Genomic DNA, 21,417 nt, shown 5'->3' on the forward strand with positions numbered 1-21,417 from the left:
ATGACGGAGCTTTCGATCCGTCCGGAGGAGATCCGGGACGCACTGGACTCCTTCGTCCAGTCCTACGAGCCGGGCGCGGCCTCCCGCGAAGAGGTCGGTCGCGTCACCGACGCCGGTGACGGCATCGCCCACGTCGAGGGTCTGCCCTCGGCCATGACGAACGAGCTGCTCCAGTTCGAGGACGGCACGCTGGGCCTCGCGCTCAACCTCGACGTCCACGAGATCGGTGTCGTCGTCCTCGGTGACTTCGCCGGCATCGAGGAGGGCCAGACCGTCAAGCGCACGGGCGAGGTCCTCTCGGTCCCCGTCGGCGACGACTTCCTCGGCCGCGTCGTCGACCCGCTCGGCAACCCGATCGACGGCCTGGGCGAGATCAAGTCCGAGCAGCGTCGCGCGCTCGAGCTGCAGGCCCCGACGGTCGTCCAGCGCAAGTCGGTCCACGAGCCGCTCCAGACCGGCATCAAGTCGATCGACGCCATGACGCCGATCGGTCGCGGCCAGCGCCAGCTCATCATCGGTGACCGCCAGACCGGCAAGACCACCGTCGCCATCGACACGATCATCAACCAGAAGCGCAACTGGGAGTCCGGCGACCCGGACCAGCAGGTCCGCTGCATCTACGTGGGCATCGGCCAGAAGGGCTCGACCATCGCGTCGGTCCGCGGCACCCTCGAGGAGGCCGGCGCGCTCGAGTACACGACGATCGTCGCGTCGCCGGCGTCCGACTCTGCCGGCTTCAAGTACCTCGCGCCCTACACCGGCTCGGCCATCGGCCAGCACTGGATGTACCAGGGCAAGCACGTGCTCATCGTCTTCGACGACCTGTCCAAGCAGGCCGAGGCCTACCGCGCCGTGTCGCTGCTGCTGCGCCGCCCGCCGGGGCGCGAGGCCTACCCGGGCGACGTCTTCTACCTCCACTCCCGGCTGCTCGAGCGCTGCGCGAAGCTCTCGGACGACCTCGGCCACGGGTCGATGACCGGTCTGCCGATCATCGAGACGAAGGCCGGTGACGTGTCGGCGTACATCCCGACCAACGTCATCTCGATCACCGACGGCCAGATCTACCTGCAGGCCGACCTGTTCAACGCCAACGTTCGTCCCGCCATCGACGTGGGTGTCTCGGTGTCGCGTGTCGGTGGTGCGGCGCAGATCAAGGCGATGAAGTCCGTCGCCGGTCGCCTCAAGCTCGACCTCGCGCAGTTCCGTGCCATGGAGGCCTTCGCGATGTTCGCCTCCGACCTCGACCCCGCCTCGCGAGCGCAGCTCGCCCGTGGTGCGCGCCTCGTCGAGCTGCTCAAGCAGCCGCAGAGCAACCCGTACCCGGTCGAGGAGCAGGTCGTCTCGGTGTGGGCCGGTACGACCGGCAAGCTCGACGACGTCGCGGTCGAGGACGTCCGCGCCTTCGAGACCGAGCTGCTCGAGACGCTGCGGCGCGACGGCAAGATCCTCCAGACGATCCGTGAGACGGCCAAGCTCGACGAGGACACCGAGGCGGCGCTGAGCACGGTCGTCGACGAGGTCAAGTTCACCTTCCGCGGCACCGGTCGTGAGGGCCTCGAGCCCGGCACCGAGGACGTCGAGGAGCTCGACGACGACGCGATCGCCCAGGCCAAGATCGTCAAGAACAGGTGACCCCCTCCGGGACGCCGCCCCGTCGAGCCGCGCCCGGCGCGGGCCTCGCGGACGGCGTCCCGGAACCGGGCCGGTCCACGTGACGGCGCCCGACCCCGAGCCCTTCGACACCCCCAGAGACCAAGAGAGGCGGAGCACATGGGAGCGCAGATGCGGATCTACCGCCAGCGCATCAAGTCCGTCCAGTCCATCAAGAAGATCACCAACGCGATGGAGCTGATCGCGGCCGCCCGCGTCGTCAAGGCCCGCCAGAAGGCGACCGAGGCGATGCCGTACACGATCGCGCTGACGCGCGCCGTGAGTGCGGTCGCGACCAACACGAACGAGGACCACCCGCTGACGACGCAGGCCACCGAGGCCCGGCGTGCCGGCGTAGTCATCGTCACCGCCGACCGCGGGCTCGCGGGCGCCTACTCGGTCGCCGCCATCAAGCGCAGCGCCGAGCTCATCGCCCACCTGCAGGGCGAGGGCATGGAGGTCGTGCCCTACCTCGTCGGGCGCAAGGCCGTCAGCTACTTCAAGTTCCGTCGGCGCGAGTACGCCGCCGAGTGGACCGGCTTCTCCGACGCCCCGACGTTCGAGAACGCCAAGGAGATCGCCGACCGCATCACCGCGGACTTCCTCAAGGACCACGCCGAGGGCGGCCACGACGAGATCCACGTCGTCTTCACCCGCTTCCGCTCGATGGTCCGCCAGGAGCCGCACGTGCTGCGGCTGCTGCCGCTCGAGGTCGTCGGTGCCGACGAGGCGGGCGACGACGACAGCGGTATCGACTTCTCGGTCAACCGGTACGAGGAGGGGCAGATCCCGCCCGAGTACTCCTTCGAGCCGAGTGCTGCCGAGGTGCTCGACCTGCTGCTGCCCAAGTACGTGCGCAACCGCATCTTCACCGCGCTCCTGTCCTCGGCCGCGTCCGAGCTGGCGGCCCGCCAGCGCGCGATGAAGTCGGCGACCGACAACGCGTCCGAGCTCATCAAGAAGTACGAGCGGCTCGCGAACCAGGCCCGCCAGGCCGGCATCACCCAAGAGATCAGCGAAATCGTGGGCGGTGCGAACGCCCTCGCCGACGCACAGAAGTAACGCCCACAGGTAAGGAAACAGACCAATGACGGCAACTGTCAGCGACACCGCCGCGACGGCTCCGGCCGCGGGTGGCGTCGGTCGCATCTCTCGTATCATCGGCCCGGTCGTCGACGTCGAGTTCCCGGCCGACGCGATGCCGGAGCAGTACAACCTCCTCACGACCGAGGTGACCCTCGCCGGCGAGACCAAGGCCATCAACCTCGAGGTCGCCCAGCACATCGGCGACAACATGGTCCGTGCCATCTCGCTCCAGCCGACCGACGGTCTGGTCCGCGGCTCGGCGGTCCAGGACACCGGTGGCCCGATCACGGTCCCCGTGGGCGACGTGACCCTCGGCAAGGTGTTCAACACGACCGGCGTGTGCATGAACCTCGCGGAGGGCGAGACCCTCGATGTCAAGGAGCGCTGGGGCATCCACCGCAAGGCCCCGGCCTTCGACCAGCTCGAGTCCAAGACCCAGATGTTCGAGACGGGCATCAAGGTCATCGACCTGCTGACCCCGTACGTGCTGGGCGGCAAGATCGGACTCTTCGGCGGTGCCGGTGTCGGCAAGACGGTGCTCATCCAGGAGATGATCGCCCGCGTCGCCCGCGACCACGGCGGTGTGTCGGTGTTCGCCGGTGTCGGTGAGCGCACCCGTGAGGGCAACGACCTCATGGTCGAGATGGAGGAGGCCGGCGTCCTCGGCCAGACCGCCCTCGTCTTCGGCCAGATGGACGAGCCGCCGGGCACGCGTCTTCGCGTCGCGCTGTCGGCCCTGACGATGGCGGAGTACTTCCGCGACGTCCAGAAGCAGGACGTGCTCCTGTTCATCGACAACATCTTCCGGTTCACGCAGGCCGGTTCCGAGGTCTCGACCCTCCTCGGCCGCATGCCGTCCGCCGTGGGCTACCAGCCGAACCTCGCCGACGAGATGGGCACGCTCCAGGAGCGCATCACGTCCACGCGTGGCCACTCGATCACCTCGATGCAGGCGATCTACGTGCCGGCCGACGACTACACCGACCCGGCCCCGGCCACGACGTTCGCGCACCTCGACGCGACGACCGAGCTCTCGCGTGACATCGCGTCGATGGGTATCTACCCCGCCGTCGACCCGCTGTCCTCGACCTCGCGCATCCTGGACCCGCGGTACATCACGCAGGACCACTACAGCACCGCGGTGCGCATCAAGTCGATCCTCCAGCGCAACAAGGAACTGCAGGACATCATCGCGATCCTCGGTATCGACGAGCTGTCCGAGGAGGACAAGATCCTCGTCAACCGCGCCCGTCGCATCCAGCGGTTCCTGTCGCAGAACACCTACGTCGCCAAGCAGTTCACCGGCATCGAGGGCTCGACCGTGCCGCTCGCCGACACGATCGAGGCCTTCACGAAGATCGCCGACGGCGAGTACGACCACGTCGCCGAGCAGGCGTTCTTCATGTGCGGTGGCCTCGACGACGTCGAGCGCCAGTGGGCGGAGATCCAGAAGAATCTCTGACTCCTGTGTCAGTCTGACCGCATGTCTCGTTCGACCCGAGGACGGGGAGGCGCCCACTGGGCCCTCCCCGTCCGACGTTGGGGGCCTGCCCTGTTCGCCGTCGTGCTGGCCGCGGCGGCGATCTGGCGTGCCCGGTACGGGGTCGACTTCTCCGACAGCTCGCACGCCGTCGAGCTGGCACTGCGCCTCGCCCAGGGTGACCTGCCCTTCCGCGACGAGCTGAACATCCAGGTCCTCGGCGCCTGGCCCGCCGTGCCGTTCGTCTGGCTGTGGACCCACACGGTGGGCATCGAGGGACTCGTGCTCGCCTCGCGGGTCTTCTACGTCCTGCTCGGACTCGGGTGCGGCGTCGCGTCGTGGCGGGCGGTGTCACCGCATCTCGGCCGTGGCACCGCCGCGGCCGCCATCGGCGTCGCGCTCATCCCCGCGGCCTACAACCAGCAGGTCGTCTCCTACAACACGACGCCGGCGATGGCCTACCTGCTCGCCGTGTGCGCCGGTGGGGCGGCCGTGACGCGGCGGTCGCTGCCGTGGGGGGTCGTCGCCGGGGCCGCGGTCGTGCTCGGCGCCCTCGCGCACCCGGTCACCGCGACGGCTGCGGCAGCGCTGCTCGCGGTGCTGCTCCTGCTCGCGCGCGGGAGGGGCCTGCTCGGGGTCGGGGCCGGTGTGGTGGGCACCGCACTAGTCGTCGTCGTCGTGGCGCTCGGCGTCTGGGGGCTGCCCAACATCCGCGAGACCCTCGTGTTCACCGACGACTACCAGGCGACGCGTGCGCCGCGGGAGACGCGCATCGGCCGCTGGCTGGGGTTCCTCGGCGGAGAGCTGGACCATCGTCTGGCGGTCACCGCTCTCGTCCTGGCCGTCCTGGCCGTGGTGTTCTCGGCCGTCCCGGTGCTGCGACGCCTCCGCGGTGTGCTCGTCGTGGCGGCCGTGGCGGCGGCGTGCGTCGAGGCCTTGCTGCGCGGGTCGTCGGGCGCGACGTACTCCGTCGTGTCCTGGCTCAGTGCGGTGCTCGCCACGGTGCTCCTCCTCGTGCTGCTGGCTCCGGCCGTGGCCGCGGCGGTGTCCCGGCGCGGGACGACGGCCCGCATCCTCGTGCTGGGGCTGGCCCCCACCGTGGTCGGCATGCCGTTCGTGGCGGGCTTCACCTCCTCGGCGCCGCTCTGGGGCGCCACCGGTGCCGTCATCGCGCCCGGCCTGTTCGCCGTGACCGTGGCGACGCTCGCGTGGATGTCGGAGCACGGACGCGTCGTCAAGGCGGCCCTCGCAGCGGTGCTCGTCGCGGGCCTGGCGACGGTGCACGCCGCGAACAGCTTCCGCGACGGGACCCCGGGCCCGCTCGTCGCGACCGTCGCCGACGGCGCCTACGCGGGCCTGCGCACGACGCCGGAGCGTCGCGCCGTCATCGAGGACAACGAGCTCGCGCTCAGTCTCTGCGCCCGGCCGGGCGACGGCGTCCTCGCCTACATCTACCCGGCCGCCTTCCTGCTCGGCGACGTGCGGTTCGCCACACCGATCACGTGGCTCGACTTCTTCGGCGAGAGCAACACCCACGTGCTCGCCTGGTACCAGCGGACCGGCCGCCTGCCGCAGTGCGTCGTCGCCGCCAGGTCGTACTGGCCCGGTTTCGGGCACGGCCGTTACCTGCGCGAGCCCGACCCCCTGCGCACGTGGGTGCAGGCCCACTACCGCCTCGTGACGCAGACCACGCAGATCGTCGTCCTCGAGCGTCGCACCTGACGAGACGCCGGGCATGTCGCGGGTACGAGCGGTGTTGACTTGAGTGGATTTCCCGTCAGCGCCGACGAGTTCAACCACCCTCGAGACGGAAGGACCCATCCGTGAGCACGTCCACCCCGCAGGCCCCGCGACATCGCGTCGTCGTCATCGGTTCGGGGTTCGGCGGACTCTTCGCCACCCAGCGCCTCAAGCGGGCCGACGTCGACGTGACGCTCGTGGCCCGCACGACGCACCACCTCTTCCAGCCCCTGCTGTACCAGGTCGCGACCGGCATCCTGTCCGAGGGCGAGATCGCGCCGTCGACGCGTGAGGTGCTGCGGCGTCAGGACAACGCGACGGTCCTGCTCGGCGACGTCACCTCCATCGACCTCGAGGCCCGCACGGTCACCCACACGACGGTCGGACGCGAGACGGTGACGCCGTACGACTCGCTCGTCGTGGCGGCCGGCGCAGGGCAGTCGTGGTTCGGCAAGGACGAGTTCGCGCGGCACGCGCCGGGCATGAAGTCGATCGACGACGCGCTCGAGCTGCGCGGGCGCATCTTCGGCTCCTTCGAGCTGGCCGAGCTGGCCTCGACCCCGGCCGAGATCGAGCGCCTCATGACCTTCGTCGTCGTCGGCGCCGGCCCGACCGGTGTCGAGATGGCCGGACAGATCGCCGAGCTCGCGCGGCGCACGCTGCGTCGCGACTTCCGGCGCATCGACCCGACGAAGGCCCGCGTCATCCTCCTCGACGCCGCCCCCGCGGTGCTCGCCTCGTTCGGTGAGAAGCTCGGGGACCGGGCCGTGCAGCGCCTGACGTCGATGGGTGTCGAGGTGCGTCTCGGGGCCAAGGTCGTCGGTGTCGACTCCACCGGCATCGAGGTCGAGCACGAGGACGGTTCTCGGGAGCGCATCGAGTCGGTCTGCAAGGTGTGGGCCGCCGGCGTCAGCGCCTCGCCGCTCGGGCAGCAGCTGGCCGACCAGACCGGTGCCGAGCTCGACCGCGCGGGCCGGATCGCCGTACGACCGGACCTCACCCTGCCCGGGCACCCCGAGGTCTTCGTCGTCGGCGACATGATGGCTCTCGACAACCTGCCGGGCGTCGCCCAGGTCGCCATCCAGGGCGGGCGCTACGCCGCCGACCAGATCACCCGGCGGCTCGAGGGCAAGGAGCCCAAGGGGCCGTTCGAGTACTTCGACAAGGGCTCGATGGCCACCATCTCGCGGTTCTCGGCGGTGGCCTCGGTCGGCAAGGCGCAGTTCAGCGGCTTCATCGCCTGGGTCCTGTGGCTGGCCGTCCACCTCGTCTACATCATCGGGTTCAAGCACCGCACGACGACCCTGCTGCACTGGGTCGTCAGCTTCCTCGGCCGGGGACGCTCCGAGCGCACCGTCACCGAGCAGCAGGTGTTCGCCCGGCAGGCGATCGCCGACCTCGGAGCCGACTTCAGGCCCGAGCTGCCACGCCTGGCCAAGGACCGACCGCACGAGCAGGTCGCGGCCGCCGAGGCAGCCGAGAGCTCCCGCTGAGCAGAGCGGCGAGGCCCCGACCGGTGGACCGGTCGGGGCCTCGAGCGCGCTCAGGGCGCCTCGGCGGCGCGTCGGCGGCGCGTCAGCCGGCGCGTCGGCCGCGCGTCAGCCGGCGCGTTCAGGGGAGCGTCACGGGACGAGGCGCTCGACGGCCGCGCCGAGGCGGGGCAGGGCCGCGACCACGTGCTCCTTGGCCTTGCCCCGCAGCGTCCCGTAGACCTTCGCGGCGGCCGCGTGCGTCGTGCTCGCCGCCTTGGCGTCGGTGACGGCGAGGAGCGCGTCGGCCACGGCCTCCGGCTGGGCGGCCAGGTGCGCGCCGAAGGGCGTGTCGCCCTTGGTGGCCCAGAACGGGTCGAGGGCCGTGGCGAACTGGGGCAGCAGCCGGTCGGTGGCGCTGGGGACGAAGCCGCCGCCGAGCTTCTTGGCCGCGGCGTAGCCCGTCTTGACCGCGACGCCGCCGAAGCCCGACTTGTCGGCGACCTCGGCGTCGATGACGTCGGTGAGGGCCTCGACCGCCACGGGGCGGCGGGTCGGGTCGAGCAGGGCGTCGGACACAGCAGTGCTCATCAGGGGTGCTCCTCGGTGCAGGTCGTGGAGGGTGGAGGTGTCGCTGCGAGGGTGGTGCCGCGCGAGGGACGGGTGCGCTCTCACGGGCCGACCTCGCGTACTGAGCATCCTTGCAGAGGCACTAAACTGCCAGGCACACCCCCACGATCCGGAGGAAACGTGAGTTCGCTCAAGGTTGAGATGGTCGCCGCCGACCGAAAGGTCTGGGAGGGCGAGGCCAAGTTCGTACGCGCCCGGTCCATCTCGGGCGAGCTGGGCATCCTGCCAGGCCACACGCCACTGCTCGGCGTCCTCGTCGAGGGTGAGGTGTCGATCGACTCCCTCGACGGCGAGCGCAGCACCGTCATGGTCGACGGCGGCTTCCTGTCCGTCGACTCCGACGTCGTCACCATCGTCGCTGAGCACGTCGACGCGTCCTCGCTCCAGACGTCGAGCCACTGAGGTCAGCGCGTGCCGTCCGTTCTCGTCTCCACCGAGATCGCGATCGGCACGCTGCTCGCCCTGGCGGTCGTCGTCCTCACGACGACCTACCTGCGCCGTCGCTACATCGCCCGTGGCCTGCAGCTGACCCTGTGCGGCCTGCGCCAGCCCGGCACGGCCAGCTGGCGCCTCGGTCTCATCCGGTTCGGTGACAACGCCCTCGAGTGGTTCACGCTCGGGGGCGTCTCCGTGCGCCCCAAGCGCCGCTGGGCGCGGCAGCGGCTGCGGATCGAGGCCCCCGTGCTGCTGACCGGCTCCGACTCGATCCCCCTCCTGCCGGACGCCAGCATGGTGCCCTGCACCGACGGCCAGGCCGGCTTCGAGCTGGCCCTGCAGGCCTCCGCCTACACCGCCCTGCGGTCGTGGCAGGAGGCCGCACCCCCGGGCTACAACGTCAACGTCGCCTGACCCCGGCCTCAGCGTCTGCCGCGGCGCTCGGGCTTGTCGACGCGGCCGCCCCCCGGCTGCCACAGCACGTCGCCGCCGATGGGCTTGTTGGCGACGCGGGCGAGGATGAAGAGCAGGTCGGACAGGCGGTTGAGGTAGGTCGCGGTCAGCACGTTGACCCCGCCGACGCCACGGGCCTCGCCCTCGCCGCCCGGCTCCACCCCGTGCGCCTCGACGGCCGCCCAGGCCGAACGCTCGGCCCGGCGGGTCACGGTCGTGGCCAGGTGCAGGTGCGCCGACCCCGGTGTGCCTCCCGGCAGGATGAACGAGCGCAGCTTCTCGACCTGGGTCAGGTAGTGGTCGCAGTCGGCCTCGAGGTCGTCGATCCACGGCTGCTCGACGCGCAGCGGCGGGTACTCGTAGGCCGCCCGCAGCGGCGTCGACAGGTCGGCCCCGACGTCGAACAGCTCGTTCTGGACCCGACGCAGCGTCGCGACGACCTCCTCCGTCAGGTCGCCGCACGCCAGGGCGACGCCGATCGCGGCGTTGGCCTCGTTCGCGTCGGCGTAGGCGTGCAGGCGAGGGTCGTTCTTGCTCGTCCGTGAGAAGTCGCCGAGGCTCGTCGTGCCGTCGTCGCCCGTCCGGGTGTAGATCCGCGTCAGGTTGACCATGGGGCCACTCTCTCACCGGGCGGCTGGGCCCACCCGGATAGGGTGCGGTGCGTGAGAGAGCGTTTCCGTGTCGTCGGCGGGGCCCGCCTCGTCGGCGAGGTCACCGTCCTGGGCGCGAAGAACAGCGCGCTCAAGCTCATGGCGGTCGCGCTGCTCGCCGAGGGTCGCACGACCCTGACCAACGTGCCGGCCATCGCCGACGTGACGATCATGGCCGAGCTGCTCCGGCGGCTCGGGGTCGACGTCGACTACGCGCCGGAGCAGAACCGGGTCGTCCTCGACGTGCCCGCCTCGATCGGCCACCGGGCCGACTACGAGCTCGTCCGGGCGCTGCGGGCCTCGATCTCGGTGCTCGGCCCGCTCGTGGCCCGCACGGGTCTGGCCGACGTGGCCGTCCCGGGCGGGGACGCCATCGGCTCGCGGGGCCTGGACCTGCATGCGGCGGCCCTGGAGTCCCTCGGCGCACGGGTCCACGTGACGCACGGCTACCTCGTGGCCGAGGCGCCCGACGGCCTGCGCGGCGCGGAGATCCGCCTCGACTTCCCGAGCGTGGGCGCCACCGAGAACGCGCTGACGGCGTCGGTCCTCGCGCGGGGCACGACGACGATCGACAACGTGGCCAAGGAGCCCGAGATCGTCGACATCGCCGAGATGCTCGTCTCGATGGGGGCCCACATCGAGGGGGCCGGCACGTCCCGCATCGTCGTGCACGGCGTCGACCGGCTCGCGGCCACCGAGCACGCCGTCGTCCCCGACCGCATCGCCGCCGGCACGTGGGCCTTCGCGGCCGCCACGACGCGCGGTGACGTCGAGGTCGTCGGGGGAGTGGCCGAGCACCTGCGCGTCCCGCTCGGCTCGCTCGCCGACGCCGGATGCCTCGTCGAGACGACCGACCGCGGCTTCCGGGTGGCCGTGGAGGCGGACCGACCGCGGGCCTTCGACGTCGCGACGCTGCCCTACCCGGGCTTCCCGACCGACCTGCAGCCGTTCGCGCTCGCCTACAACGTCGTGGCCGACGGCTCGGCGATGGTGACCGAGAACCTCTTCGAGGCCCGGTTCCGCACCGTCCAAGAGCTCGCGCGACTGGGCGCGGAGGCGCAGATCGACGGCCACCACGTCATGACCCACGGCGTCCCGCTCCTGTCGGGGGCGCCGGTGGAGAGCAGCGACATCAGGTCCGGTGCGGCCCTCGTCATCGCCGGGCTCGTCGCCGAGGGCGACACGCTCGTCAGCGGCGTCCACCACATCGACCGGGGCTACCCGCGGTTCGAGGTGGCCCTGCGTGCCCTCGGTGCCGACGTCACCCGGGAGCCGGACGACGCACCGTTCGAGTGAGACCCCGGGCGGTTCGCCGGACCTGCCCGGGTTCGTCCCTCGGGGGAGGAACCCGGACGTACCCACCTGCACGTCACGGACGTATTTTCTTGACCACTTCTTGACTCCTCAGGGCAACGTTTTCGGTACCGGGGCCGTCATCATGGTGACGGCAGCCGCGTTGAGAGGGGTCACGATGGCGCTGAACACCCAACGGAGGGCACCGGTCCGAGTAGTCGACGGGCCGGACGGGCACGACGTGATCATCGAGGGGCGACTCGACATCCACACCGTGCCCGACATCCGCGACGCCATCCACGCGATCATCCCCCAGGGGCGCGGCGACATCCGCCTGCACCTGGCCGACGCCGAGATCGGCGACGCCACCGGCCTCGGCGTCCTCGTCCACCTGCACCGGCGGGCCACCCGCGCCGAGCGTCGACTCCTGCTCGTCGACCCGAGCGACCGCACGACGCGGCTCGTGCGCGGGTGCCGGCTCGACCGCATCCTCGCGCCGCGTCACGCCTCGTCCACTGTGGCGCCTCTCACCGCCTGAGCGTCTCCCCGGCGCGAGGGGCCGCCGCTACCGTCGAGCCATGTCCTCGACGGAGAGCGCCCCGCCCGCACCCACCCGGCCGCAGCGCGACCGGCCCTGGGTCATGCGCACGTACGCCGGGCACTCGAGCGCGGCCGCCAGCAACGCGCTCTACCGCCGCAACCTCGACAAGGGCCAGACGGGCCTGTCGGTGGCCTTCGACCTGCCGACGCAGACCGGCTACGACCCCGACCACCCGCTCGCTCGCGGCGAGGTCGGCAAGGTCGGGGTGCCGGTCAGCCACATCGGGGACATGGCGGCTCTCTTCGAGGGCATCCCGCTGCGGGCGATGAACACGTCGATGACGATCAACGCGACGGCGATGTGGCTGCTCGCGCTCTACCAGGTGGCGGCCGAGCGGCAGGCGCAGGGGGCGGACGAGGACCCGACCGAGTGGGTCCATGCCCTCGCCGGCACGACGCAGAACGACATCATCAAGGAGTACCTCTCGCGGGGGACCTACGTCTTCCCGCCGGGACCCTCGCTCCGCCTCATCACCGACCTCGTCGCGTACACGGTGCGCGAGATCCCCAAGTGGAACCCCATCAACATCTGCAGCTACCACCTGCAGGAGGCCGGCGCGACCCCCGTCCAGGAGATCGCCTTCGCGATGTCCACCGCCGTCGCCGTGCTCGACGCGGTGCGCGACTCGGGGCAGGTTCCGGCAGAGGAGTTCTCAGCGGTCGTCGCGCGAATCTCCTTCTTCGTCAACGCCGGCGTGCGGTTCGTCGAGGAGATGTGCAAGATGCGCGCCTTCGTCCGGCTGTGGGACGAGCTGACCACCGAGCGGTACGGCGTCGCCGACGAGAAGGCCCGACGCTTCCGGTACGGCGTCCAGGTCAACAGCCTCGGGCTGACCGAGGTGCAGCCGGAGAACAACGTCCAGCGCATCGTCCTCGAGATGCTCGCCGTGACCCTGAGCAAGGACGCCCGCGCCCGTGCCATCCAGCTGCCGGCGTGGAACGAGGCGCTCGGCCTGCCGCGGCCGTGGGACCAGCAGTGGAGCCTGCGCATGCAGCAGGTCCTCGCCTTCGAGTCCGACCTGCTCGAGTACGACGACCTGTTCACCGGCTCCGTCGTCGTCGAGCGCAAGGTGGACGAGCTCGTCGAGGGGGCGAGGGCCGAGATGGCCCGCATCGAGGGGATGGGCGGGGCCGTGGCCGCCGTCGAGTCCGGCTACATGAAGTCGGCCCTCGTCGCGTCGCACGCCGAGCGGCGTCGCCGCATCGAGGCGGGCGAGGAGATCATCGTCGGCCTCAACCGCTTCGAGACGACAGAGCCCAACCCCCTCACCGCCGACCTGGGCACTGCGATCCAGACCGTCGACGCGTCCGTCGAGCAGGCGGCCGCCGACGCCGTGCGCACGTGGCGCGAGCAGCGTGACGCGGACACCGACGCCGCAGCCCGTGCGGTCGCGGCGCTGGAACGGCTTCGCGCCGACGCAGCGTCGGGCGTCAACCTCATGCCGGCCTCTCTCGAGTGTGCCCGCGCGGGGGTGACGACCGGTGAGTGGGCCGGCGCCCTGCGCGAGGAGTTCGGCGAGTACCGCGCTCCCACGGGCGTGTCCGGCACCGTCGGCGTCGGTGGCGCCGAGCCCGGTGACGACCTCGCGCGCGTGCGGCGGCTCGTGGCCCGCACCGGTGAGGAGCTCGGCGAGCGGCTGCGGCTCCTCGTCGGCAAACCGGGTCTCGACGGGCACAGCAACGGCGCCGAGCAGGTCGCCGTGCGCGCCCGCGACGCCGGCTTCGAGGTCGTGTACCAGGGCATCCGACTGACGCCGGAGCAGATCGTCGCCGCCGCGGTGGCCGAGGACGTGCACCTCGTCGGCCTGTCGATCCTCTCCGGCTCGCACATGGAGCTCGTGCCGGAGGTGCTGCGAGGCCTGCGCGAGGCGGGTGCCGGAGACGTGCCCGTCGTCGTCGGCGGCATCATCCCCGAGGCCGACGCCGCGGCACTGCGCTCGGCAGGGGTGGCGATGGTCTTCACTCCCAAGGACTTCGGGCTCAACGACATCATGGGCGAGATGGTCGGCGTCATCCGTGAGGCGCGCGGCCTGACCGCCGTCGAGGTCGCCCCCGCCTGACGCCCTGACCGTGGCCCCCACCTGGCGTAGCGTCAGGGCATGAGCGACCTGCAGTGTGCCGCCCGGATCGTCGTGGTCAACCCGCCCGGCCTGGCCGACGTCGGCTGGCTCGCCTCGGCGATCCACCTCGAGAAGGTCCAGGCGGTCTACGCCGCCGACGACGTGCCCGACACCGGCCCGGTGGAGTCGCTGGCCGACGACCTCGGCGTCCCCTCCCACCTGGCCCACGGCGACCTGTCCGACGGCTCCGAGGGCTTCAACGCGCTCGTCGACGTGCACCGCGGCGAGACCGTCGTCGTCGTGCGCGGGGGAGCGGACCCCGACCCGCTCCTGCTGCTCGTCGACGCCGACGGCGTGGCTCGCCAGCGGCTCGAGGGTCTGACGTGACACCGCTCGGTGCCGGCGGGCGAGGGCCGGCCGTCGGCAGCGGGGCGACGGTCGGCGACCTAGAAGAGGCGTGACTCGGCGTCGTCGATGCCCCTCAGGGCGTCGTAGTCGAGGACGACGCAGCGGATGCCGCGGTCCTCGGCGAGGGTGCGTGCCTGGGGCTTGATCTGCTGGGCGGCGAAGACCCCCGTGACGGGCGCCAGGTGCGGGTCGCGGTTCATCAGCTCGAGGTAGCGGGTCAGCTGCTCGACGCCGTCGATCTCGCCGCGTCGCTTGATCTCCACGGCGACGCTGGCGCCGCGGTCGTCCTTGGCGAGGATGTCGACGGGGCCGATCGCGGTCATGTACTCGCGGCGCACGAGCGAGAACCCGTGGCCGAGCGTGTGGATGTGCTCGGCGAGCAGGCGCTGCAGGTGGGCCTCGACACCGTCCTTGACGAGCCCGGGATCGACGCCGAGCTCGTGGGCGCTGTCGTGGAGCACCTCGTGGATGACCACGGTCAGGCGGTCCTCGGACCTGGCGTGCTGCACCCGCCACACCGCGACGGCGCCGTCGGCGGCCTGTGACTCGTCGGGGTCGACCTCGGCCATGGTGCACGGCGGCGACATCCAGTTGAGCGGCTTGTAGGACCCGCCGTCGCTGTGGACGAGGACCGAGCCGTCGGCCTTGACGACGAGCAGCCGGGTCGCGAGCGGCAGGTGGGCCGTCAGACGGCCGTCGTAGTCGACGCTGCAGCGGGCAATGACGAGACGCACCCGGTCACCCTAGGGCAGGACGACCGGCGTGGGCAGCGTCACCCCCGCGGTGGGTGTGGGTGTCCGTGCGGCTCTGGGAGACTTCGACCCATGGCTCGTGAGTTCACCAAGGTGGGTGTCATCGGACTCGGCACGATGGGCGCCGGCATCGTCGAGGTCTTCGCCCGCAACGGCATCGACGTCGTCGCGGTCGAGGTCACCGACGAGGCGGTCGAGAAGGGCCGTGGCGTCCTGCAGCACTCGACCGACCGGGCCGTGGCGCGCGGCAAGCTCACCGAGGCTGAGCAGGCCGCCCTCGTCGGCCGGGTCCACTTCTCCGCCGACATGGCCGACCTCAAGGAGTGCCAGCTCGTCGTCGAGGCCGTGCCCGAGAAGCTCGAGCTGAAGAAGGAGATCTTCTCCCGCCTCGACACGATCGTCGCCGACGACGCCATCCTGGCGACGAACACCAGCTCGCTGCCGGTCACCGAGATCGCGGTGGCGACGATCAACCCCAAGCGCGTCGTCGGCATGCACTTCTTCAACCCGGCACCTGTGCTCCAGTTCGTCGAGGTCATCAAGACCGTCATCACGAGCGACGAGACCTTCGCCGACGTCAAGGCGCTGGCCGAGCGGCTCGGCAAGAAGCCGGTCGTCGTCGGTGACAAGGCGGGCTTCATCGCCAACGCGCTGCTGTTCGGCTACCTCAACCACGCGGTGGCGATGTTCGAGAGCCGGTACGCCTCGCGCGAGGACATCGACGCCGCCATGAAGCTCGGCTGCGGCTACCCGATGGGCCCGCTCGCGCTCATGGACCTCATCGGCCTCGACACCGCCTACGAGATCCTCGACACGATGTACAAGCAAGGTCGCGACCGCCTCCACGCGCCGAGCCCGATCATCAAGCAGATGGTCACGGCCGGGCTCAGGGGCCGCAAGAGCGGGCGCGGGTTCTACACCTACGCCGAGCCGGGCAGCTCGCAGGTCGTCGACGACGCCCTGACGCCGGCGCCGGCCGAGACCTCCACGGCCGCGACGCGTCCGGTCCGCACGGTCGGCGTCGTCGGCTCGGGCACCATGGCCACCGGCATGGTCGAGGTCTTCGCCAAGGCGGGCCTGGACGTGACCTACGTCGCCCGGTCCGGGGCCAAGGTGGATGCCGTCCGCGCCGCGGTCGAGCGCAGCCTCGAGAAGGGCGTGCAGCGCGGGAAGCTCACCGAGGACGAGCGTGACGCCGCCCTCGGGCGCCTCCGGGGCACGAGGCGGCTGGAGGACCTCGCCGACGTCGACCTCGTCGTCGAGGCCGTCGTCGAGGACCTCACCGTCAAGCGCGCCCTGTTCGAGAACCTCGACGAGATCTGCCGCCCCGGCGCCATCCTCGCCACGACGACGAGCTCGCTGCCCGTCGTCGAGTGCGCCGCCGCGACGACCCGCCCGCAGGACGTCGTCGGGATGCACTTCTTCAACCCGGCCCAGGTCATGCGGCTCGTCGAGGTGGTGCACACGGTGTCGACGGCCGACGACGTCGTGGCGACCGTGCAGCAGCTGTGCCGCAGCATCGGCAAGCACCCCGTCACCTGCGGCGACCGCGCCGGCTTCATCGTCAACGCGCTGCTGTTCCCCTACCTCAACGACGCCGTGAAGATGCTCGAGGCCAACTACTCGACCGCCGACGACATCGACACCGCGATGAAGACCGGCTGCGGGCTGCCGATGGGCCCGTTCGAGCTGCTCGACGTCGTCGGGCTCGACGTCTCGCTCGCCATCGAGCGCGAGCTCTACCTCGAGTTCCGCGAGCGCGGCTACGCGCCGGCGCCGCTGCTCGAGCACCTCGTCACCGCCGGCTACCTCGGCCGCAAGACGGGTCGCGGGTTCCGCACGTACGCCTGAGACCTACGCTGGGTCCATGCCCTCGCGCCGTCGCCCCAGCAAGCACACGCGCGAGCACGTGCCGCTCGACGTGACGCGCATCCAGGGCGGGTCGACGCGGGAGGAGTCCTACGCCGGTGGCCGGTGGACGGTGCGGTCGGTGAGCGGGGCGTCGGCGACGCGTCCGTACCTGTGCCCGGGGTGCCAGCAGGACATCCCGCCGGGGGTGCCCCACGTCGTCGCGTGGCCGGCCGACGGCGTCGGCGGGGTCGGTGACCGTCGCCACTGGCACACGGGCTGCTGGCAGCGTCGCGACGCGCGGCCCTCCGGGAACGCCTACCGCTGAGCATCTCGGCTCGACGGGCCGGCCCTCACCGTCGACCACCGGACGAGTCGAAGGGGCTCAGGCGTCGAGGACCGGGGCGAGCTCGCGGGCCACGACCCGCAGGGGAGCGGTGTCGCGCTGGGCGCGGGCCAGCAGGATCGCGCCCTCGAGCGCGCAGAGCATGAGGGTCGACAGGGCCTCGGCCCGACGCCGAGGGCGGCCCAGGTCGACGAGGGCGGCGGTCAGCGGGGCGGCCCAGGTCTGCAGGGCGGCCTGGGCGGAGCGGCGGACACCATCGTTGGTGTGTGCGCAGTCGACGACCGCCCCCGCCACCGGGCAGCCGCGTTCGAAGTCCCGGGCCGCGAGGTCGGCGACCCAGTCGTCGACGACGGCCCGGAACAGGCGGCTCGGCGTCGGGCGCCGCAGCCGCCCGACGTGGTACTCGACGCGGGTGGCGGCCCAGGCGCCGGACCACTGCAGCGCCTCCGCGAGGAGCTGGTCCTTGCCGCCGGGGAAGTAGTGCTGGAGCGAGCCTCGCGGCGCTCCGGCGTCGGCGACGACCTGGCGCAGCCCGGTGGCCGTCACCCCGGCTCGGCGCAGGTGCTGTGCCGCCTCGTAGACGATCCGCTCGCGTGGCGCCGGCTGGTGCATGGGTCCTCCTGAGAGACGGCATCGTGCGCCGCAACTACTGGGAATCATGGGCAGGCCCATGGCGACGAACCTCCTGCGCGCGGGCCTGCCGCTGGTGGTGTGGAACCGCTCGCCGCGCCCTGCAGCGGAGCTGGCCGCCCTCGGCGCCGTCGTGTGCGAGTCGCCGGCCGCGGTCTTCGCCAGGAGCGAGGTCGTGCTGCTCATGCTCGCGAACGAGGAGGCTGTCGACGAGGTGCTGCGGCGCGGCACCCCCGCGTTCGACGCCGCGGTCGCCGACCGCACTCTCGTGCACCTCGGCACCACCTCCCCGCAGTTCTCCGCGGCCCTCGCCCGGGACGTCGAGCGTGCCGGAGGACGGTACGTCGAGGCGCCCGTCTCGGGCTCTCGCGTGCCGGCCGAGCGTGGCGAGCTCGTCGGGCTCGTCGCCGGAAAGGACGACGCCGTCGAGCAGGTCGAGCCGCTCCTGCGCCACCTGTGCCGCGCGGTTCTGCGCTGCGGCCCGGTGCCGAAGGGCTTGGGCACCAAGCTCGCCGTCAACCTCTACCTGTGCACGATGGTGGCCGGGCTCGCGGAGGCCCACCACCTCGCGGCGGCGATGGGTCTCGAGCTCGCGGCGTTCCGCCGGGCGCTCGATCTCGGGCCGATGGCGAGCGACGTGTCGACCCTCAAGCTCGCCAAGCTCGCCGACCGGGACTTCGAGGCCCAGGCGGCGGTCCGTGACGTCCACACCAACACCCGGCTCGTCGCCGAGGCGGCTCGCGCGGTGGGTGCGGTGAGCCCGCTGCTCGACGTCACCCGAGAGCTCTTCCGCGAGACCGAGGAGTCGGGCGCCGGGGCGCTCGACATGGCGGCCGTCGTCACCGCGCTCGAGGCGAGGGACGGGATCGGCCCCGCCTGCGGCGGCTCTCGCCCGAAGGAGACCTGATCCCGGGGGTGCCTCAGCCCGGCGGCCGGCTCACGAGCACCTGCTCGCGCAGGATGTCCGCGTGCCCGCAGTGCTGCGCGAGCTCGCGCAGGACGTGGAGGTGGACCCACCGCAGCGGCAGCGGCCCGAGCCGGTAGCCCGTGAGGACGTCGTCGAGACCGAGGTGTGCCGTGGCGCGCGCCGACGCCTCGCACGCCTTCCGGTGGGCCTGCACGACCGAGGCCACCGAGTCGTCGTCGCTGAGCAGGAAGGAGTCCTCCGACCGCTCCGGGATGCCGATCTCGGCGCGGGTGCGTCCGGTCAGGGCGTGGTCGAACCACACCTTCTCGACGTACGTCGCGTGCTTGACGAGGCCGAGCAGCGTCGTGGCCGACGGCACGAGCGAGCGCCTCGCCTCCTGCTCGCTCAGGCCCGTGAGCGTCTCGCGCAGGGCCGTGCGGTGCTCGTCGAGGAACCGCTCGCTCTGCTCCCGGGCCGGCGCGTCGATGACCTCGCGGACGAACGTCGTGGGCAGCGTCATGGCCCGAGCCTGCCACGTGACGGCACGCGAGGGGGCCGGTCCACCCCTGCGGTGGACCGGCCCCCTCGTGCGGGGACCGATGCGGCTTACTGGTTGCGGAAGCGGTTGATGGCCTCCTCGAAGCCGGCGCGCTTGTCGGGGTTCGTGACGCCGAGCCCGGCCTGCGGGGCGAGCGTCAGGACACCGACCTTGCCCTGGTGGGCGTTCTGGTGCACGTCGAGGGCAGCCTGCCCCACCTCGTCGAGCGCGTACGTCTTGCTCAGCGTCGGGTGGATGAGCCCGCGGTTGACCAGCTCGTTGGCCTCCCACGCCTCGCGGTAGTTGGCGAAGTGCGAGGAGACGATGCGCTTGAGGTTCATCCACAGGTAGCGGTTGTCGTACTCGTGCATGTAGCCCGACGTCGAGGCGCACGTGACGATGGTGCCGCCCTTGCGAGCCACGTAGACGCTGGCGCCGAAGGTCTCGCGGCCCGGGTGCTCGAAGACGATGTCGACGTCGTAGCCGCCGGTCAGCTCGCGGATGCGCTTGCCGAGGCGCTGCCACTCCTTCGGGTTCTGCTCGGTTCCGTCCTCGTTCCAGAACCGGTAGCCCTCGGCCGAGCGGTCGATGATGAGCTCGGCGCCCATGGCGCGGCAGATCTGCGCCTTCTCCGGCGAGGACACGACGCAGATCGGGGTGGCGCCACCGGCGAGGGCCATCTGCGTGGCGTAGGAGCCGAGACCGCCCGACGCGCCCCAGATGAGGACGCGGTCACCGAGCTTCATCGCGGCGCCGTGCTTGGAGATCAGCTGCCGGTAGGCGGTCGAGTTGACGAGCCCCGGTGAGGCGGCCTCCTCCCACGTCAGGTGGTCCGGCTTCGGCATGAGCTGGTTGGCCTTGACGACGGCGAGCTCGGCGAGGCCTCCGAAGTTCGTCTCGAAGCCCCAGATCCGCTGCTGCGGGTCCATCATCGTGTCGTCGTGGCCCTCGGCGTCCTCGAGCTCGACCGACAGGCAGTGGGCCACGACCTCGGTCCCGGGCTTCCACTTGGTGACGCCCGGGCCGACCCGCAGGACGACGCCGGCCAGGTCGGAGCCGACGACGTGGTAGGGCAGGTCGTGCCGCCGCGCGTACTCCGACGTCCGCCCGTAGCGCTCGAGGAAACCGAAGGTCGAGACCGGCTCGAAGATCGAGGTCCACACCGTGTTGTAGTTGATGGCGCTGGCCATGACGGCGACGAGGGCCTCGCCGGGGGCGAGCTCGGGGACCGGCACCTCGTCGATGTGCAGGGACTTGCGGGGGTCCTTGTCGCGGGTGGCGATCCCCTCGAACATGCCGACCTCGTCCTTGTGGACGGTCGCCCCCCGATAGGTCTGCGGGATCTCGAGGGCCGCGTAGGTCTCCCGGGTGCGGTCGCCGGAGAGGATGGCGTCGCGGATGGCCTGCATGTCAAAGGTCCTTACGTCGCAGCGTCATTGGTCACCTGGTTGCACAAGGTCCTGCTCGCCGTCGCCGGCTCGTGACCCGACGGTAGCCACGGTGCCGGAAGGCGGCGTCCCGGGTGAGACGCCCACCACAGGTGACCTGGGTCACGGGTCGCGCGGCCACTCACGCCTCGGCCCCGCCGAGCAGCCTCGAGACGGTGACGAGCTCGTAGCCGTCCGCGCGCAGGCGTTCGACGATGCGGGGGAGCCGCTCGATGGTGATGAGCCGGTCGGACGAGCCGGTGTCGTGGGCCAGCACGATGCTCCCGGGCCGCACGAGGGACGCGAGGTCCTCGACGATGCCGTCGGGATGGGCGGCGACGAGGTCCTCGCGGGCCTGCGCCGACCACAGCACGGTCGTCAGCCCGAGCTCGGCCGCCGCGAGCACGGCTGCGCCGCCGAGGTGGCCGTACGGCGGCCGGAAGAGCGTCGGCGCGACGCCCCACGCCGCCTGTATCGCCTCGCTCGTGCGGCGGATCTCGTCCCGGCACCGGTCGTAGCCGAGCCGGGCGAGGTCCCGGTGCTCGTAGGTGTGGTTGGCCAGCTCGTGGCGGCCCACGCTCGACCGGTGGACGACCGCGTGGTCGCGCACGTTGCGCCCGAGGCAGAAGAACGTCGCGGGCGCGTCGGCGGCCTCGAGCGCGGCGAGCACCTTCGGGGTCCAGTCGGGGTGCGGTCCGTCGTCGAAGGTCAGGGCGACGCGTCGCGCGGTCGGGTCCCCGCTCCACACGACGCTGCCGGACGCGACCCCCGGGGCGCCGCGGTCCGGGCGGACGCCGCTCGCGGGGCTGCCGTAGAACGGCAGGGGCGTGTTCTCGGCCAGCCGGTCGGTGACGGTCCGGGCCGACACCGCCCCCACCGCGCCGACCGCCACGCCGGCCCCGCCGGTGATCGCCCGCCGCCGCGAGATGTCCATGGCCGGATGCTACGGCGGCCGGATGCGAACCCGGCGTGGCGCCGTCGCGGCTCTGGCACACTGACGCCGCCACGAGAGGGG

The 21,417-nt window shown here is 71.7% G+C and carries 21 protein-coding genes; 14 read left to right on the top strand and 7 right to left on the bottom strand.

The genetic code is table 11. The features are described 5' to 3' along the window. The 5 genes from atpA (at nucleotide 1) to ACR9ZK_RS01525 (ending at nucleotide 7,449) form a co-directional block, all read left to right on the top strand. Nucleotides 1-1,632: a F0F1 ATP synthase subunit alpha gene (atpA, locus tag ACR9ZK_RS01505; protein WP_481339304.1), complete on the top strand. Its 1,632-nt coding sequence runs from the start codon at nucleotides 1-3 to the stop codon at nucleotides 1,630-1,632. A gap of 138 nt (nucleotides 1,633-1,770) precedes the next feature. After that, nucleotides 1,771-2,712 (top strand): F0F1 ATP synthase subunit gamma, encoded by a 942-nt coding sequence (locus ACR9ZK_RS01510; RefSeq protein ID WP_481339306.1) that lies wholly within the window; start codon nucleotides 1,771-1,773, stop codon nucleotides 2,710-2,712. A gap of 25 nt (nucleotides 2,713-2,737) precedes the next feature. Further along, nucleotides 2,738-4,198 carry a F0F1 ATP synthase subunit beta gene (gene atpD / locus ACR9ZK_RS01515; protein WP_481339310.1) on the top strand — a complete coding sequence of 487 codons (1,461 nt, stop codon included), beginning with the start codon at nucleotides 2,738-2,740 and terminating at the stop codon, nucleotides 4,196-4,198. Between the two features lie 21 nt (nucleotides 4,199-4,219). Next, complete coding sequence (locus ACR9ZK_RS01520) at nucleotides 4,220-5,938, top strand: hypothetical protein (RefSeq protein WP_481339313.1); 1,719 nt, start codon at nucleotides 4,220-4,222, stop codon at nucleotides 5,936-5,938. A gap of 101 nt (nucleotides 5,939-6,039) precedes the next feature. Next, nucleotides 6,040-7,449, top strand: coding sequence for an NAD(P)/FAD-dependent oxidoreductase (locus tag ACR9ZK_RS01525; protein ID WP_481339316.1), 1,410 nt, complete (start codon nucleotides 6,040-6,042; stop codon nucleotides 7,447-7,449). A gap of 129 nt (nucleotides 7,450-7,578) precedes the next feature. On the opposite strand, the gene ACR9ZK_RS01530 is transcribed toward ACR9ZK_RS01525, so the two are convergent. Further along, the gene (locus tag ACR9ZK_RS01530) at nucleotides 7,579-8,016 is read right to left on the bottom strand and encodes a DUF6918 family protein (RefSeq protein ID WP_481339318.1); all 438 of its coding nucleotides are present in this window, start codon (nucleotides 8,014-8,016) and stop codon (nucleotides 7,579-7,581) included. 159 nt (nucleotides 8,017-8,175) lie between these two features. Here ACR9ZK_RS01530 and ACR9ZK_RS01535 point away from each other — a divergent pair, with 159 nt between their 5' ends. Both ACR9ZK_RS01535 and ACR9ZK_RS01540 read left to right on the top strand, forming a co-directional pair. Further along, the gene (locus ACR9ZK_RS01535; protein WP_481339320.1) at nucleotides 8,176-8,457 is read left to right on the top strand and encodes a F0F1 ATP synthase subunit epsilon; all 282 of its coding nucleotides are present in this window, start codon (nucleotides 8,176-8,178) and stop codon (nucleotides 8,455-8,457) included. 9 nt (nucleotides 8,458-8,466) lie between these two features. Then, nucleotides 8,467-8,904, top strand: coding sequence for a DUF2550 domain-containing protein (locus ACR9ZK_RS01540; protein ID WP_481339322.1), 438 nt, complete (start codon nucleotides 8,467-8,469; stop codon nucleotides 8,902-8,904). A gap of 8 nt (nucleotides 8,905-8,912) precedes the next feature. Here ACR9ZK_RS01540 and ACR9ZK_RS01545 read toward each other — a convergent pair whose 3' ends face one another. Further along, on the bottom strand, nucleotides 8,913-9,554 hold the full coding sequence (locus ACR9ZK_RS01545) for a cob(I)yrinic acid a,c-diamide adenosyltransferase (protein WP_481339324.1): 642 nt from the start codon (nucleotides 9,552-9,554) through the stop codon (nucleotides 8,913-8,915). Between the two features lie 51 nt (nucleotides 9,555-9,605). Between ACR9ZK_RS01545 and murA the strand changes: the two genes are divergently transcribed. The 4 genes from murA (at nucleotide 9,606) to ACR9ZK_RS01565 (ending at nucleotide 13,933) form a co-directional block, all read left to right on the top strand. Next, nucleotides 9,606-10,889 (top strand): UDP-N-acetylglucosamine 1-carboxyvinyltransferase, encoded by a 1,284-nt coding sequence (gene murA / locus ACR9ZK_RS01550; protein WP_481339326.1) that lies wholly within the window; start codon nucleotides 9,606-9,608, stop codon nucleotides 10,887-10,889. A gap of 175 nt (nucleotides 10,890-11,064) precedes the next feature. Then, nucleotides 11,065-11,424, top strand: a complete 360-nt coding sequence (locus ACR9ZK_RS01555) for an STAS domain-containing protein (RefSeq protein ID WP_481339329.1) — start codon at nucleotides 11,065-11,067, stop codon at nucleotides 11,422-11,424. 103 nt (nucleotides 11,425-11,527) lie between these two features. Next, nucleotides 11,528-13,546: a protein meaA gene (locus ACR9ZK_RS01560; RefSeq protein WP_481339421.1), complete on the top strand. Its 2,019-nt coding sequence runs from the start codon at nucleotides 11,528-11,530 to the stop codon at nucleotides 13,544-13,546. Between the two features lie 39 nt (nucleotides 13,547-13,585). Next, a complete protein-coding gene (locus tag ACR9ZK_RS01565) occupies nucleotides 13,586-13,933 on the top strand; it encodes a hypothetical protein (RefSeq protein ID WP_481339331.1) in 348 nt (115 codons plus the stop codon). A gap of 59 nt (nucleotides 13,934-13,992) precedes the next feature. Here the strand turns inward: ACR9ZK_RS01565 and nucS are convergent, their stop codons facing one another. Next, nucleotides 13,993-14,688 (bottom strand): endonuclease NucS, encoded by a 696-nt coding sequence (gene nucS, locus ACR9ZK_RS01570; protein WP_481339333.1) that lies wholly within the window; start codon nucleotides 14,686-14,688, stop codon nucleotides 13,993-13,995. Nucleotides 14,689-14,778: 90 nt separating this feature from the next. On the opposite strand from nucS, the gene ACR9ZK_RS01575 reads away from it, so the two are divergent. Together ACR9ZK_RS01575 and ACR9ZK_RS01580 are read left to right on the top strand one after the other, a co-directional pair. Further along, a complete protein-coding gene (locus ACR9ZK_RS01575) occupies nucleotides 14,779-16,557 on the top strand; it encodes a 3-hydroxyacyl-CoA dehydrogenase family protein (protein WP_481339335.1) in 1,779 nt (592 codons plus the stop codon). 16 nt (nucleotides 16,558-16,573) lie between these two features. Beyond that, nucleotides 16,574-16,882 (top strand): hypothetical protein, encoded by a 309-nt coding sequence (locus tag ACR9ZK_RS01580; RefSeq protein ID WP_481339337.1) that lies wholly within the window; start codon nucleotides 16,574-16,576, stop codon nucleotides 16,880-16,882. Between the two features lie 57 nt (nucleotides 16,883-16,939). On the opposite strand, the gene ACR9ZK_RS01585 is transcribed toward ACR9ZK_RS01580, so the two are convergent. Then, nucleotides 16,940-17,512, bottom strand: a complete 573-nt coding sequence (locus tag ACR9ZK_RS01585; protein ID WP_481339339.1) for a TetR/AcrR family transcriptional regulator — start codon at nucleotides 17,510-17,512, stop codon at nucleotides 16,940-16,942. Nucleotides 17,513-17,558: 46 nt separating this feature from the next. Between ACR9ZK_RS01585 and ACR9ZK_RS01590 the strand changes: the two genes are divergently transcribed. Further along, a complete protein-coding gene (locus ACR9ZK_RS01590; RefSeq protein ID WP_481339341.1) occupies nucleotides 17,559-18,437 on the top strand; it encodes an NAD(P)-dependent oxidoreductase in 879 nt (292 codons plus the stop codon). 13 nt (nucleotides 18,438-18,450) lie between these two features. Here the strand turns inward: ACR9ZK_RS01590 and ACR9ZK_RS01595 are convergent, their stop codons facing one another. The 3 genes from ACR9ZK_RS01595 to ACR9ZK_RS01605 form a co-directional block, all read right to left on the bottom strand. Continuing rightward, entirely contained in the window at nucleotides 18,451-18,957 is a 507-nt protein-coding gene (locus ACR9ZK_RS01595; RefSeq protein ID WP_481339343.1) for a DinB family protein, read from the bottom strand. Nucleotides 18,958-19,043: 86 nt separating this feature from the next. Next, on the bottom strand, nucleotides 19,044-20,384 hold the full coding sequence (gene ccrA / locus ACR9ZK_RS01600; protein ID WP_481339346.1) for a crotonyl-CoA carboxylase/reductase: 1,341 nt from the start codon (nucleotides 20,382-20,384) through the stop codon (nucleotides 19,044-19,046). Nucleotides 20,385-20,544: 160 nt separating this feature from the next. Next, nucleotides 20,545-21,336, bottom strand: coding sequence for a polysaccharide deacetylase family protein (locus tag ACR9ZK_RS01605; protein ID WP_481339348.1), 792 nt, complete (start codon nucleotides 21,334-21,336; stop codon nucleotides 20,545-20,547). Nucleotides 21,337-21,417: the final 81 nt, after the last annotated feature.

It is taken from the genome of Monashia sp. HAY1-5C (assembly GCF_056755255.1).